Source organism: Rhodomicrobium sp. Az07 (genome assembly GCF_018619475.1).
Lineage (GTDB): Bacteria > Pseudomonadota > Alphaproteobacteria > Rhizobiales > Rhodomicrobiaceae > Rhodomicrobium.
The window spans coordinates 49,540-63,641 of sequence record NZ_JAHFZG010000019.1; the positions used below are offsets into that span (position 1 = coordinate 49,540).

Sequence of the window (14,102 nt, forward strand, 5' to 3'; positions counted from 1 at the left end):
CGAGTGAGGAAAAGGCGGAAGAGAACCCTTCCCCTTTTTCCGCATTTCCTTGTAAGCATAGCCCGTATCACCGTCGTACCATCTGCCTCGAGGGAACCATGCGGCTTGCTTGCAGGATATTCATGATTGCGCCCTTCGCGCTGTTGCCAGCGTCTGCTCTGGGGATTTCCGTAACCAATCGCGACGCTACCGATCAAACCTTGATCGTGATTGAAGGCGACAAACAGACGGAACAGGTGATCAAGGCGGGGGAGCAACTCACGCTTTGCGAAAAGAGTTGCGTCATTCGTTTGGCGGATGGCGAGGATTACGAGTTCGACGGACCCGAAATTGTTTCTCTGGAAGACGGGTTGCTGTTCCTCGACAACGCCGAAGGGGAAGGCAAGGCGGCGCAGTAACCGCCGCCTTTTGCTGCTTCAGTTTCGGTAGTCCTGAACCTTCGTGGCCCGCAGACCCGGCAATCCGTGGCGGTCTATGAGGCGCTGCCAGCTCAGAAACTCGTCGATTGTCAGCTTGTAGCGCTTGCAGGCGTCGTCGAGGCTAAGGAGGCCGCCGCGAACAGCCGCGACCACCTCGGCCTTGCGGCGGATAACCCAGCGTTTCGTGTTCGGAGGGGGAAGGTCGGCGATAGTCAGCGGACTCCCGTCAGGGCCGAGCACATAGCGAAGGCGAGGGCGGAACAAGTCGGTCATAGTACTCTCACACGCGATCAAAGACCTGAGGTGAACTTTATTGCGACCTATTTAAAACGTGCTTAACCGGGTCGGTATAAAAAGCTTTCTTCTTTGCCACCTTCGGTTGCTTTGCTAACTTATACACGCTGAAGACGTATTTTCGATATGGATCTTTACTGGTCAAGTGAAGACATCGCGCTTCCTTCTATCAGCCTGTAAGCGGGGAGCGTCAGAAACGCATTGAGTTCCCCGTTCATCACGAGGTCGCGAAACAAGCGGATTGCTTCCTGAAAGCGCCCGTTCTCGTAATCGGCGCCGAGCTTCTCGTGCAACTTCAGCATCTCGTCGGAGATGATCGCCTCGATCAGTTCGGGCGTAACCTTGCGTCCATCTTCCAGCGTGGCAGCGTGATGGAGCCACTGCCAGTTCTGCGTGCGCGAAATTTCGGCCGTTGCAGCGTCTTCCATCAGATTATACAGCGGCACCGCGCCATTCCCGCGCAGCCAGGCCTCGATGTATTGAATGCCCACGCGGGTGTTGACGCGAAGCCCCTCCTCGGTGCGGGTGCCGGCATGCGGCTGGAGAAGCTCCTTTTGCCCGGCTGCGACATCTTCGCGCAGCTTCGAAAGCTGGTTCCTTTGCGGCATGTGCTCGTCGAAAACCGCGAGCGCGACCGGCACGAGGTCGGGATGCGCCACCCACGTGCCGTCATGGCCGTAGGCGACTTCGCGCAGCTTGTCCTCGCGCACGGCGGCAAGCGCCTTTTCGTTCACTTCTGGGTCTCGGCGGTTCGGGATGAACGCCGACATGCCGCCCATGGCGAACGCGCCGCGCCGATGGCACGTCTGAATCAGGAGTTCGGCGTAGGCTTTGAGGAACGCCTTGCTCATCACCACCTGGCCGCGGTCGGGCAGGATGCGATCCGGCTTGGTGCGCAGCGTCTTGATGTAGGAAAAGATATAGTCCCAACGCCCGCAATTCAGGCCGACGACGTGGTCGCGGAGCTCGTAAAGAATCTCGTGCATTTCGAAGGCGGCGGGCAGGGTTTCGATCAGAACCGTTGCCTTGATGGTGCCGGTGCGAAGTTGCAGGTGCTCTTCGCCGAACAGGAAGACGTCATTCCAGAGCCGCGCTTCGAGGTGGCTTTCCATCTTCGGGAGATAGAAGTAAGGGCCGCTGCCCTTTGCCAGCGCGGCTTGCGCGTTGTGAAAGAAATAGAGGCCGAAGTCGAAGAACGCGCCCGCCAAAGGCTGACCGTCCACCGTCACATGCCGCTCGAAGAGATGCCAGCCGCGCGGGCGCACCATCAACACGGCCGGGTTCGGCCCGACCGCATAGGATTTGCCGGTGTCTTCCTCGGTGAAATCGATCTCGCCGCGCCAGTAGTCGGCGAGGTTGACCTGGCCTTCCACGACATTCGCCCAGGTCGGCGACAGCGAGTCCTCGCAATCGGCCATGAAAACCTTCGCGCCCGAATTCAGCGCGTTGACGATCATCTTGCGCGTCGTCGGGCCGGTGATTTCCACGCGCCGGTCTGTGAGGTCGTCCGGAATGCCCGCGATGGTCCAGTCCACCTCGCGGATCTTCTTCGTTTCAGGCAGAAAGTCGGGCAGCGCTCCGCTGTCCCATGCCGCCTGCCGTTCGCCGCGCGCCTGCATGAGCGCAAGCCGTTGCGGCTCGAAGCGGCGGTGCAATTCGGCGACGAATTCGAGCGCGGGCCGGGTGAGCACGCGGTCGTAACCCGGTGCGATCGGCCCCGCGATCTTCATCCCATCGGGAAGAGCGAGGTGCAGGATCGGGTCAGCAGGCATGGTCGTTCTCCCTTTCGAGGGAAAGCCTCGTTTTGATCCATTCAAATGCAGTCGACCAAGCGCGTCCATACCCCCTGAGTAGTACAACCGAATGAAATCTTCGGTCTATACGGGGTAGCGAATTTGAGCGGGCGCGCCAATAAATGCAAAGGCCGCGCTTTTTGGTCCGAATGGCGCTTCCGAAAAAGGAATGAAAAAAAGCCAGCGCAAGGCTGGCTTTCATCGGTCGCGAGCGATGATCTATTGTGCCGCCGAAGCCGAAAAGGCCGGCATCCCGCCCGGTGCCGGGCTGCGCGGCGCTTCCGCCTTCATTGCTGCCTTCTGCACGGCCTTCTGCACCTTCTCGAACGCGCGAACCTCGATCTGCCGGATGCGCTCCCGGCTGACGCTGAACTCGGTCGAAAGTTCCTCAAGCGTGAGCGGATCGTCGGCGAGGCGGCGGGCTGTAAAGATGCGGCGCTCGCGCTCGTTGAGACCGTCCATCGCCGCTTCGAGATATTCGCGGCGGCGGCTGAGTTCCTCGCTTTCGGCGAGTTGCGTTTCCTGATCCGGACCTTCGTCTACGAGCCAATCCTGCCACTCGCCGCTTTCGGAGTCAGCGCGCAACGGCGCATTCAGCGACGCGTCGCCGCCAAGGCGCCGGTTCATCGAAATGACGTCTTCTTCCGGGACGCCGAGATTTGTCGCGATCGTCTTCACCTGATCGGGCCGCAAATCGCCTTCCTCCAGCGCCTGCAACTGGCTCTTCGCCTTCCGCAGGTTGAAGAACAGCTTCTTCTGGCTCGCCGTGGTGCCCATCTTCACGAGGCTCCAGGAGCGCAGAATATATTCTTGAATGGCGGCGCGTATCCACCACATAGCGTAGGTGGCAAGGCGGAAGCCCTTATCGGGATCGAAGCGTTTGACAGCTTGCATCAGGCCTACGTTGCCTTCGGAAATAACCTCCCCGATCGGCAAGCCGTAGCCGCGATAGCCCATGGCAATGCGCGCCACGAGGCGAAGATGCGACGTGACGAGCTTCTGCGCCGCTTTGGCGTCTTCATGCTCTTGCCAACGCTTGGCAAGCATGTATTCTTGCTGAGGCTCAAGCATGGGAAAACGCCGGATCTCTTCGAGATAACGGGCGAGGCCACCGCTTGCAGCGACTGACGGCAATGAACTCATGCTTCAAACCCTCCGCATCGGATAATCCGCTGCCTTTGGAGAACTCGTTCGCGTTTCCGGAACGATTGAACCCACCTTACGCTTCCCGACTTCCGTCCGCATCTTAATTCTTGGACAGTTTTGCATCGAACCTTTCAAGAGCCTTACACAATTGCGCGATGTCTTCGGGCATCGGGCTCTGGAAAGAAAGAACCTTTCTCGACGAAGGATGTTCGAACCTCAAGCCCGCAGCGTGGAGTGCCTGTCTTTCGGCACACGCAAACTGTCTTGCCGCTTCATCCGGAAGGGCAAGGGCTTTCGTTCTAAACCCAGCGCCGTAAACGGAATCCCCTATCAGGGGAACGCCGATATGAGCGAGATGTACCCGCACCTGATGAGTGCGGCCGGTTTCGAGCTTGCATTTAAGGACACTCAGCGCGGCTGTATTGTTCCACTTCCCTGTTGCCGCGCCGCTCTGGCTTTCCTCTTTTCCGAGGCGGAAGACGCGTTCCGTCGTATAGACCGTCGCGGCCTCGCGTCCGCCGTTCCTCACCACCGCCATCTTGACGCGCGACCCTGGATGCCGAGCGATAGGCGCATCGATTCGTCCCGCTCTCGGCTGGGCCTCACCCCACACCAGCGCCAGATATTCGCGGCGGAGTGCCCCCGTCCGCCCGTGGTCGGCGAATTGCGCCGAAAGGCTGCGATGTGCAGTGTCCGTCTTCGCAACGACCATCAGCCCGCTCGTGTTCTTGTCGAGCCGATGGACGATGCCCGGCCGAGTCACGCCGCCGATGCCGGAAAGGCTGTCGCCGCAATGCGCGATCAGCGCGTTGACGAGCGTTCCGCTGGGGTTGCCCGCGCCCGGATGCACGACGAGCCCCGCCGGCTTGTCGATCACGATCAGGCTCGCATCCTCATAAACGACCTTGAGTTCGATCTCCTCGCCCTCGACCGCGTATTCCTCGGCGGGCGGCGTGGTGACATCGAACGCGTCGCCGACGCGAACCTTCTGGCTCGGGTCTGTCGATGCCTCTGGCGCGCGCCCGATCGCAAGGCGCACCACGTGTCCCGCGCGAATAAGCTCTTGCAGGCGTGCCCGGCTTTGTGTCTCTATCCGGCTCGCGAGAAAGCGATCGAGGCGCATGCCCGCGTCGTCTTCCGAAACTTCGTAGCGGGCGGGAGAAAATACGTCGCTCGTCATCGAACCGATTGCCTTGCCTCTTTGAAAGCCGTACCCGGACTGGATCCCCACCGATGACAAACGCGCAAAGCCCGGTTCCCGGCCCCTGGACACCTGAACGCGTCCGCATGCTCAAGATCGCCGTCACGATCATGACGACCCTACTCATCGTCGGCATCATTGCGCTCGTCTACGGCGTTGCGCGGCAGGCGGCGAAACTCAGCTCCGGCCCGGCATCTCCGGCGAGGCCTGTGCTGTCGAGCCCGGCCGCAGCGCCATCGGCCACACCTTATGCGCAAACGCTTGCGTTGGGGCAGGGCGAACTCAAGAGCGTATCCGCCGACAACGGATCGGTTATCTTGCATTATAAGGGGGAAAATAGCGACACGATTGTCGTACTCGACCCCCAAAATGGGCAGGAGCGTGGCCGGTTTCAAGTTCCGCGCCGATAGACCCGCCGTTGGGATCGGCTCATGAGACCGCCGCGACCGCTGGGATGACCGTTGGCATATGCAGTCGGCGGAGGCAGAGTGAGACGCGAACAGCCGGATGTCGCGGCCCGTCGCGTGCTCCGGAGCGCCTCGTCTGGACCCGAAGCGCTCTTGACCTTTTGGCGAACCGCGCTCTAATGAGACTGAAGTCCTCGTAGCTCAGCAGGATAGAGCACCAGATTCCTAATCTGGGGGTCACAGGTTCGAATCCTGTCGGGGACGCCAATTATTCCAATAACTTATGCGGGGAACAATCGAGAACGTAGACGCCGTTTTACAATTTCGCGCCCGGCGTTTTACAAACACCGGGTCTTATCGTTCTTCGTTCGTCCCTATCCGTCCGGCAGCCTGCCACTTCAAGACGGCCGCAGCGGCCAGCTTTTTCTTGTTCACCTGGCGTGCGTAGTGGACGACCATGCCGCGTGACTGGCCGGTAATCGCCGAAACTTCGGCATCGGTGCATCCCGCTTCGAGCAGGAACACCACCGCTGATTTGCGCAGACCGTGAAATACGAGTTCCTTTTCGGACAGCTCCTTGACACGTCCCGTTTCAACTCATCACCTCAGGACGATTTGAAGCCGTCCGCCGTCCAAGGCGTACCGCCTGAATTCGTGAGGATCTGAACGCTGCCCTTGGGCATTTCGCCTAAAAGCGCGCTCAGGTTAGCATGCACGGGAATCCAGAGTTTCTTGCCGGTCTTGCCTTGGGTCACCGCCAGCAAACCGTCCTGGATGTCCGACCACAACATCTTGAGGACGTCCCCTTGCCGCTGACCTGAGTAAAGGGCCAAGGCAGCGGCCCACCAGAGATCGGCGCGCGCATGCGTGCGAAATCTCTCAATGTCCTCCCAAGACCAAGGAGCATACCCCTCGCCAATGCGAAGCATCCTGACCTTGGCGCACGGATTGTAGGTCCGCCATCCCCGGCGGATTGACCACGACATCAGCGACGACAAAGAGCGGACGACGTTGTTCGCCTCTCCGGGCGTAGCCGCATATTGATCGCGCAATTTCAGTACATGGCGGGCCTCGAGACCGCTAACGACAAGGTCGCCCCAGGCAGCCTCGATTTTTGCGAGATGCCGCTCCCGCTCGGAACGAGTTCTCACCGACAGTTCGCGCCATTCCGGGCTTTCCTTGTAAGCCAGGATGACCGTCGATAGAGTGCCACGCTTTGGCCCCGAAGACGCTTCTCCAGACAGAGACCTGGTGCAAGCTCGCTCAAAATGGCGCGCTGTGTTACCGCATGCGGTTGCCAACCGTTTGGCATGCTTAGGCGGGATAATGCTTCCGAGATCGAAAATATTCTTTCAGAGCAGTCGCGGCTATGGGCCCCAACCGCTCCAATTCCGATCTGATGGACAGCCGACCGTGCTTCCCAGAATGGCAGCTTTCACTCGATTATTGTGCGCTTCGGCTTTACTTTAAGACTCCAGAACTTTCCAATCACAAAGCCAGCGATGATAAGCGCGGCACCGAAGGCAACCTCATATAGCTTCATTCCTGGGTCTGACAGCAAATTCTCAGAGCCGAGGCCAGCAGCCAAGAAGGGAAGGCCGGTTAACATGAGAAAAAGCCCGATGATTGTTCCGAATAATCCCATCGCAGGAAGCCTTTCATAGAGAGGTGATTAGTACGACTGTACTTCTCTCTAGTAACGCCAGCACCAGCGCTATTTCAATTATTCAGTTTGTCGCATCTGATAACATCAACGGTGCATCCAATGCAAATGCTTATGTCTATAATATAATATATCGGCTTCCACGCTCCGAGATAAAAAACTGCGCACAGACGTGGCTGATCGTCTGTGCGCAGGTAAACGCCCGTTAGGAGGTCGGGCCTGGAGTACGTATATGGCTGAACTACGTACTTCATTTCGTTGCCAGGATGTCCCCTGGCGCTAAGGCGAATGCCGCTCGACTTTGAGCGCGCAACTGTAAGCTTCACATGCGCCACCGGCGAATGTAACTCGAGTGCGAATTTCACCAGCAGAAGCCAAAGGTATCTGGTTAATCTGCGTCGGCCACTACGGTTGTTCTTCTACAGCTCTTCAGTGAAGCCAGGGCGTGAAAGCGTAAGCGAGAAAGTGCGCAAACAGCGCTATCACGCCAAAAGCCCGCGTGCCGCTTAGAACGTAGCTGTGCAACTCCTCGGCTTCTGCGAGCGTAAGGCCACTCTGATATACTTTCACTGGGTCCGCCATGATCTTAAGTCCTCGAAGGTTGTAGTAAGCGCCGTCCAGAGCCCGCGCACCAAGTTCGTTCCAGCACGCCACGTAGCTCAAAGCAAGTCCTTAACACTGCTGATGCCGTATTAGTTGGCATACGAAGATATTAATTAACGTTCTGTCGCGCGACAAGCATGAAAAACACTCAATCTTGTCAGTATTATCCACACAGGCACAACGATAGTTGTAATATAAAATCAGTTTTCTACATAAGAAATGTGTATTGACTTAAATACGCCTAATAATCATCGCATCAGAAAGCAGTTTCTATAACGCCACTGAAGCGTTTCACGATTAGAAAATCAAGCATACGAAACGCAGCTAAATTGAATCCCGCGCGCAAGCGGCGTTGAGGCAGCTGCACGCGGGAAGGCTCGGCCCTGAAGCTATCTCCAAGGCGCGAACTTCTGGCCCGCGCTTACGAGTTGCTCGGCAGGACGTAGCTGATCGAGGCAGCCTTCAACTTTTCGCCATTGAAGAACTTCTTGAGCAGCGTTGTGTGGCCCAGAACTCCCAAATGCACGACCAGGGCGATCATAGCGACCGCGCCAAGGAAATGCGGAATTCCGATCGAGGGTCTCACATACAGCCAGATGGCGGCTTGTCCGTCAGTATCGGCCATGAGTCTTTCTCCTTCTTACAGGGTTAGTGGAGCCAAGGGGTGTAGACATAGGCAAGAACGTGAGCGATGACGGCGATGGCGCCGAAGACGCGCGTGCCGTTGATCACGTAGCCATGAAGTTCCTCGGCTTCAGCCAAGGTCAAACCGGTCGGATAAACTTTTTTTGGATCCGCCATGATGGTACCTCCAAAGTATTTCGTGCTGAACCTGCACGAAGGTGTGCCACTGCAATCGCCGAGGAAGATGGAAACCCATCTCCTCCTACGGCGACACTACAATGTGCTGAGAAGTGCTAGGCGTTCGGAATGACGCGTTCGATCGCGACCTTGGCCTTGCCTTCGATGAAGGTGGGGAACCACTTCGTGTTCGCCAGCAGCACCGCATGCACAAGCACCGCCGTGAAAGCGACGCCGCCAAGAAGCCACAGCAACCCAACCTCAGGTTTCACAACGAGCCAGATCTTGGCTTGTCCATCAATATCGGCCATGTGTAGTTCTCCTTTGAGATCAGGTTAATGAAGCCAAGGCGTGAAGACGTAGGCAAGCACATGCGCGAGGACCGCGATGGCGCCGAAAGTCCGCGTGCCGTTGATCACGTAGCCGTGCAGTTCCTCGGCTTCAGCCAGCGTAAGACCGGTCGGATAGACCTTATTTGGGTCTGCCATGGATATCTCCAATAAAGAATACTCGTGCTGAACCCGCACGTTAGGTTGCGCTAACAGCCCGAAAGCGGAACGGTGCCGTAGCAGTGTCAGCATAGGCATACGATGAGATGTGTCAATTCGAGTTGACGCAACAATACTGTGGCACGGCGACACAACCGTAGTTTATACATACGTCATATATTTTTGGTGCGTAGTTTTACTTATGCTTGTAGTGGTTTCCGATCAACGTCACGTACGTATTAATACTGACGGACGAGGGCATCGCCCTTACAGCCAGATCGAAATCCACGCAGCTTTGGTAAGCATTCGATTTGTGAAGACGCGCGCGCCCGGAACGGCGGCACGCCGACGGCCAGCTTCAGCGCGCGTCGGCTCGCCTTGCGCGAAGGGCGGCGGGGGCTTTAGCCGGTCTCGCCGCGTTGCGCGCATCGGCAATCCAGCAGGACCACGCCTCAAGTGGGCCTCGAACCCATCCCAAACGTCGTTCGCGTGCTTTCCGTTCCTCGTATCGCATGGCGGCAGTTTGCCATGTCGCCTGAGTCCCTTGCGTCGAGTACGCTCCAGGTTGTGTCTGCTCCAGGTCAGCTTCGCACTTTGATTTACCCGGGTACCGCTATGACCGAGCCATGTCGCCTCCGCGTTTTCATTGCCGACGATCATCCTGTGGTGCTCGCTGGCGTTCGTTCCCTGCTTGATCGCGATCCCGAGGTGGAAATCGTCGGCGAGGCGCTAGACGGAGAAACGACGCTTCGAATGGCTATCGGGCTTAAGCCCGCCATGATCTTGCTCGATTTGTCCATGCCTGGGCTCAATGGCGTGGAGGTTGCACGGCGGTTGCACGCTCAACTTCCGGATTGCAAGGTCGTTGTCTTGACCGTGCATGAGGATCGCGCCTACTTGCGCAAGCTGATCGAAGTCGGCGCGGCCGGTTACGTGCTCAAGCGGTCGGTTGCCGAAGATCTCCTTCGAGCGATCCATGCTGTTGCTTCTGGCGGTATGTATCTCGATCCAGCAATCGCCGCGCAGGCTGTCGATTGGACACTTGAAAGGCCTTCCGAGATTGCGATGGCAGGAGCCGATCTCAGCGAACGCGAAGTCGAAGTGCTGCGCTTGGCCTCGGTGGGGCACAGCAATAAGGCGATCGCAAATATCCTGAGCATCAGCGTCAGGAGCGTCGAAACCTACAAGGCGCGAGCAATGGATAAGCTCGGCTTCGACAACCGGGTCGATTTGATGGGGTATGCGATCGGGAAGGGCTGGCTTGCCGCAAGCTGATCGAAAGGGCGTTCCGCTTCAAACCGCTCGCAAGCTCCTGCAAACTCGACGCCCTTTTGTAAATTTGTCGCGAATATCCCGTAAGTGATTGCCGCAATTTGTAGGGTTTTCATCGACGACCTTGTCAGGATTCACCGCATAATCTTCATGGGCTCTCCCTTCTTGCTTGCTCCTTCCCGGGCGGCTGAGTTTAGATTGGTGCAGCTCTAACCCAACGATTGCGAGGGTAGCAAAGCCTGTCCCAAGCTCGCACCTTAGGGAAAGCTCTTCGCCGCTCGCTTCCGAGGCAGAACCTATGCGGTCCAGAAAAAAGGTCGCAGGCGGCGAAGGCGGCCTTGCCGCAAACGGTGGCTTAAGCGGCGCCGCTCCCGCGTTTGGAGCCGATATATCGAACTGTGATCGCGAGCCGATCCATATACCAGGATCGATACAGCCCCATGGCGCTTTGCTCGCTGTCGATCCTGCAAATCTCGAGATCCTTCAGGCTGGCGGAGACACAGGGAGAATGCTCGGCGCCGAGCCGGTCGACCTGCTGGGCCAGAGTCTGTCCGATTGGATCGCTGAAGACCGCGTATCGCGCCTGAGAACCCTGCTGGATACCGAAGGATCGTTGATACGGCCCGTCCATGCCTTCGACATTCTCGGCAAACACGACGGGACATCGATCGACACATTTGTCTATCGCAGCGGCAACCATGTCGTGCTGGAGCTGGAGCCTCTGTTACAGGACAGCCCCGAGGATACCTTGGCGCTGGTACAGACCATGCTGGCGCGCGTCCAACAGGCTGAAAGCGTGCATGCCTTCTGTCAGGCTTTAGCCGTCGAGATGCACCGCGTGTCGGGCTTCGACCGCGTCATGGTCTATCGCTTTTTGCCGGACGACAGCGGATGCGTCGAAGCAGAGGCGCGCAGCGAAGGGATGGAGTCTTTTCTGGGGCTCCATTATCCCGCCTCCGACATTCCCCGGCAGGCGCGCCAGCTGTATCTCACCAACTGGCTACGATTGATCCCCGATGCCCGCTACACGCCCGCGCCGATCCTGGCCATGGACGACGCCCGCAATGCCGAGCCGCTCGACCTGAGCCAAAGCCGGATCCGCAGCGTCTCGCCGATGCATCTGGCGTATCTGGCGAATATGGGCGTGGTGGCATCGATGTCGCTCTCGATCATATTGGGAGGGCGGCTTTGGGGGCTGATCGCATGTCATCATCGTGAGCCCCGCTTCATCTCTCATCGCCTGCGGATGGCGTGTGAGCTGTTTGCGCAAATGGCTTCTTCGAGGCTCGAAACGAGGGTCGGCGCTGAGGAATTCGAGGCGCAACTTCGAAGCAAGCGCATCCACGAAGAACTCGTGACCCACATGAGCAGCGTGGCGGGTATGGCCGAGGGGTTAACCCGTTATCGGCCGAACCTGCTCGATTACATCCCCGCTGAAGGCGTTGGACTGTGGCTCGACAACCACTATACGAGACTTGGCCGCACGCCGCGCAAAAAGCAGATTGCGGCGTTGGTCGGCTGGCTGAACGATACGGTTGCCGCAGGTGTCTTTCATACGGACAGACTGCCCCTCCTCTATCCGCCCGCTGTCGAGTTTGCCGACGTTGCCAGCGGCCTTATCGCGCTTTCGGTGTCGAAGACGCCGAGGGATTACGTGCTCTGGTTCAGACCGGAAGCGCTGCGCACCGTCATCTGGGCTGGCGATCCTAACAAACCCGTCGAGACCGTCAACGGAGGCCAGCACATATCGCCGCGCAAGAGCTTTGCCGCCTGGAAGGAGTCGGTCCGGCTGCATTCTCACCCTTGGCGGAGCGTCGACGTAGAGGCCGCAAAGGTGTTGCGCCTTTCGCTCATGGAGGTGATCCTGCGGCGCATCGATCAGCTTTCCCGCGAACGCGAGGAGGCTCGAAGCAGACAGGAAGCGCTGAGCGCCGAACTCGACCGCCGCCTCGAACAATGGCAAGCCGTAGCCGCCGAACTCAAGGAGGAGGCCCGGCAGCGCGCTCTGGTCGAGACCGAGCTATCGCAGGTGCTTCGCTCCACCGTTGAAGAGCAGGAAGCCGAGCGGCGCAGGATTGCGCGTGAATTGCATGACAGCCTAGGACAGACGCTTACGCTGCTACAGCTTGGCCTTGATGAGCTTGGGCATACACTCCCCGAGAGCGATAAGATCAGCCGCCAGCTCAACGCGCTGAAGGGGATTGCCAATGGCTTCGGTTCACAGATGAACCGGCTGGCTTGGGAAATCCGTCCCACGGCGCTCGACGATCTCGGCTTGGAAACCGCTATTCGTCACCTGGTCGAGACCTGGGGCGAGCGTTTGAACATGCAGTTCGACCTGCGCCTGCCGTCCATCGAACGGCGGCTCGATCCCACGGTTGAGACCACACTCTACCGAGTGGTGCAGGAGGCCATTACCAATATTGCGAAGCATGCAGAGGCAACGCGGGTTGCGGTACTTCTGGAGGTAAACGAGAAGGAGGTTCGCCTGATCATAGAGGACAACGGGCGCGGCTTTTCGCCCGGCGAGCGCGACCAACACGGCGCACCCGTGCGACGCCTCGGCCTGTTGGGTATCCGCGAACGCCTCTCGCTGGTTTCCGGCACCATTGAGGTCGAGTCGTCCCCGGGGCACGGGTGCACGCTTTTCATCGCGGTGCCGGTATGATCCAACCGCCGTTGCGGGGACGCGGTGTGCAAAGGCTGGCATCTGGCGGAAGCAAATGTTTAAAGCGACGGCTTCGCAATCGCTGCTTGCGAGACGGTTCCCGGCATTCGCAAACATTCTTCAAAGGCGGTGAAGGTCGCCAAAGCGGAGTGTTCAATGATACGCGCGGCGTCCGGCTCCGCACCCACATCGTTTAGGGCGTTAACAAAGTCGCGCCACATTGCGCCGGTGGTCCTGCCATAGCCGTTGAAAAAGCGTCCCGCCCAGACCGGGCTTATATGCAGGCTCGGCTTAAGCTTGCCCAGCATGACCTCACGACCGAGGCTTGACCCCTCCAGAACGTACAGCACGCCGAACGCCTGGGGAATATCTCTCGGCCGATGCAGGCACGAACCGGGCAAGCTGTTGAGACTTGCTGCGTCGTGACCGAGGTCTCTGAGATCCGCCTCAAGCAAACTCGATTTGCGCCTCGACGAAAAATCGATCCCGAACGTCTTCAAATCCAACGCACCCAGCGCGTCTTCGATTGGCCTGAGAAAACGAAGGAAGTCCTCAAGGAGCGACCGATAAGCTTCCAATGAGGTCAGACGCCTGTCGAAGTCCATCTTGGCCTCGAGCCGCAGATGGGCAGCGCGCGTAGCCAGCCGGACTTGATCTCGGACATTGACTGCGATGCGAGTCTGGGCAGACATCGGATAGACCTTTCTCGGACAACGCAAATTATATCTTTACGACAAAAACTCAAACCCTCGCCGGCGCGAGGAGGAGAGCTGACGCTGCCAGAACCAAGCCGCGTTAAGAAGGTCTAAGGTCTATTATGGTTTTACAAACGGATGCGCCGTGTCATGAATTTTCACGGCCCTTTGTGAATCCGTTGTAAAACGAGTTTCTATGCGAATAGAAGTTTAAGCCAAAGCATGCATATTCCTAATCTGGGGTCACAGGTTCGAAGCCTGTCGGGGACGCCAACGGCGCTTTCGATAAGAGCGGATCGGACTCCGGCGATGTTTGCTTTCGATCTCATAGCGGTCGTTTCGCGGGAGGGCGAGCGTCGGACAAATTGACGAGGGCAGAGAACCCGACCACCCAGAAACCGCGTTGGCGACATTGAGGCTCGTGACGTTCAGGTCTGCTAGCAAAGGGGGGGCGCCGTCATGTTGCCTCCCTTCGAATCGCAAGGGTAGGCAATCACGATCCGCCCACCTGCGGAATCGCAACACCGCAACACGAGTCAGACGTTAGCGGTGTTCTCAGACCATGGGATCAGCGTTTTGGCTGGCGGCATAGGCCCAAGGCATGAGTTCATCGATTTTGCGCATCGGCCAGCCGTTGACGAGGCGTGAGAGA

General features: G+C 58.3%; 17 protein-coding genes and 1 tRNA gene. 5 read left to right on the forward strand and 13 right to left on the reverse strand.

Annotated elements, in window-relative coordinates:
* Nucleotides 1-122: 122 nt before the first annotated feature.
* Nucleotides 123-398, forward strand: coding sequence for a hypothetical protein (locus KKP04_RS13330; protein ID WP_215032442.1), 276 nt, complete (start codon nucleotides 123-125; stop codon nucleotides 396-398).
* 18 nt (nucleotides 399-416) lie between these two features.
* On the opposite strand, the gene KKP04_RS13335 is transcribed toward KKP04_RS13330, so the two are convergent.
* The 4 genes from KKP04_RS13335 to KKP04_RS13350 form a co-directional block, all read right to left on the reverse strand.
* Nucleotides 417-692 (reverse strand): DUF1153 domain-containing protein, encoded by a 276-nt coding sequence (locus KKP04_RS13335; RefSeq protein WP_127076874.1) that lies wholly within the window; start codon nucleotides 690-692, stop codon nucleotides 417-419.
* 155 nt (nucleotides 693-847) lie between these two features.
* Nucleotides 848-2,485 (reverse strand): malate synthase A, encoded by a 1,638-nt coding sequence (gene aceB / locus KKP04_RS13340; RefSeq protein WP_215032445.1) that lies wholly within the window; start codon nucleotides 2,483-2,485, stop codon nucleotides 848-850.
* A 240-nt stretch (nucleotides 2,486-2,725) separates the two neighbouring features.
* Nucleotides 2,726-3,649, reverse strand: a complete 924-nt coding sequence (gene rpoH / locus KKP04_RS13345; RefSeq protein WP_215032448.1) for an RNA polymerase sigma factor RpoH — start codon at nucleotides 3,647-3,649, stop codon at nucleotides 2,726-2,728.
* A 103-nt stretch (nucleotides 3,650-3,752) separates the two neighbouring features.
* A complete protein-coding gene (locus KKP04_RS13350; protein WP_215032450.1) occupies nucleotides 3,753-4,832 on the reverse strand; it encodes an RluA family pseudouridine synthase in 1,080 nt (359 codons plus the stop codon).
* A gap of 53 nt (nucleotides 4,833-4,885) precedes the next feature.
* Here KKP04_RS13350 and KKP04_RS13355 point away from each other — a divergent pair, with 53 nt between their 5' ends.
* Both KKP04_RS13355 and KKP04_RS13360 read left to right on the forward strand, forming a co-directional pair.
* On the forward strand, nucleotides 4,886-5,263 hold the full coding sequence (locus KKP04_RS13355; protein ID WP_215032453.1) for a hypothetical protein: 378 nt from the start codon (nucleotides 4,886-4,888) through the stop codon (nucleotides 5,261-5,263).
* A gap of 187 nt (nucleotides 5,264-5,450) precedes the next feature.
* Nucleotides 5,451-5,527 (forward strand) — tRNA-Arg (locus KKP04_RS13360).
* An 87-nt stretch (nucleotides 5,528-5,614) separates the two neighbouring features.
* Here KKP04_RS13360 and KKP04_RS13365 read toward each other — a convergent pair.
* From KKP04_RS13365 to pufB (KKP04_RS13400), 8 genes are all read right to left on the reverse strand, one after another.
* A complete protein-coding gene (locus KKP04_RS13365) occupies nucleotides 5,615-5,788 on the reverse strand; it encodes a hypothetical protein (protein ID WP_215032456.1) in 174 nt (57 codons plus the stop codon).
* A gap of 77 nt (nucleotides 5,789-5,865) precedes the next feature.
* The gene (locus KKP04_RS13370; RefSeq protein WP_215032459.1) at nucleotides 5,866-6,411 is read right to left on the reverse strand and encodes a hypothetical protein; all 546 of its coding nucleotides are present in this window, start codon (nucleotides 6,409-6,411) and stop codon (nucleotides 5,866-5,868) included.
* A gap of 284 nt (nucleotides 6,412-6,695) precedes the next feature.
* Nucleotides 6,696-6,905 carry a hypothetical protein gene (locus tag KKP04_RS13375; RefSeq protein WP_215032461.1) on the reverse strand — a complete coding sequence of 70 codons (210 nt, stop codon included), beginning with the start codon at nucleotides 6,903-6,905 and terminating at the stop codon, nucleotides 6,696-6,698.
* Between the two features lie 447 nt (nucleotides 6,906-7,352).
* A complete protein-coding gene (gene pufB / locus KKP04_RS13380) occupies nucleotides 7,353-7,505 on the reverse strand; it encodes a light-harvesting antenna LH1, beta subunit (RefSeq protein ID WP_251134108.1) in 153 nt (50 codons plus the stop codon).
* Between the two features lie 442 nt (nucleotides 7,506-7,947).
* A complete protein-coding gene (locus tag KKP04_RS13385) occupies nucleotides 7,948-8,151 on the reverse strand; it encodes a light-harvesting protein (RefSeq protein WP_215032464.1) in 204 nt (67 codons plus the stop codon).
* A gap of 23 nt (nucleotides 8,152-8,174) precedes the next feature.
* The gene (gene pufB, locus KKP04_RS13390) at nucleotides 8,175-8,327 is read right to left on the reverse strand and encodes a light-harvesting antenna LH1, beta subunit (protein WP_041788591.1); all 153 of its coding nucleotides are present in this window, start codon (nucleotides 8,325-8,327) and stop codon (nucleotides 8,175-8,177) included.
* A gap of 116 nt (nucleotides 8,328-8,443) precedes the next feature.
* Nucleotides 8,444-8,638 (reverse strand): light-harvesting protein, encoded by a 195-nt coding sequence (locus KKP04_RS13395; RefSeq protein WP_215032467.1) that lies wholly within the window; start codon nucleotides 8,636-8,638, stop codon nucleotides 8,444-8,446.
* Between the two features lie 24 nt (nucleotides 8,639-8,662).
* Nucleotides 8,663-8,815 carry a light-harvesting antenna LH1, beta subunit gene (pufB, locus tag KKP04_RS13400; protein WP_215032470.1) on the reverse strand — a complete coding sequence of 51 codons (153 nt, stop codon included), beginning with the start codon at nucleotides 8,813-8,815 and terminating at the stop codon, nucleotides 8,663-8,665.
* Nucleotides 8,816-9,430: 615 nt separating this feature from the next.
* On the opposite strand from pufB (KKP04_RS13400), the gene KKP04_RS13405 reads away from it, so the two are divergent.
* Nucleotides 9,431-10,090, forward strand: coding sequence for a response regulator transcription factor (locus tag KKP04_RS13405; RefSeq protein ID WP_215032495.1), 660 nt, complete (start codon nucleotides 9,431-9,433; stop codon nucleotides 10,088-10,090).
* A gap of 295 nt (nucleotides 10,091-10,385) precedes the next feature.
* On the forward strand, nucleotides 10,386-12,755 hold the full coding sequence (locus KKP04_RS13410) for a GAF domain-containing protein (RefSeq protein ID WP_215032473.1): 2,370 nt from the start codon (nucleotides 10,386-10,388) through the stop codon (nucleotides 12,753-12,755).
* A gap of 59 nt (nucleotides 12,756-12,814) precedes the next feature.
* Here KKP04_RS13410 and KKP04_RS13415 read toward each other — a convergent pair whose 3' ends face one another.
* Nucleotides 12,815-13,447: a biliverdin-producing heme oxygenase gene (locus tag KKP04_RS13415; protein ID WP_215032476.1), complete on the reverse strand. Its 633-nt coding sequence runs from the start codon at nucleotides 13,445-13,447 to the stop codon at nucleotides 12,815-12,817.
* Nucleotides 13,448-14,102 lie beyond the last annotated feature (655 nt).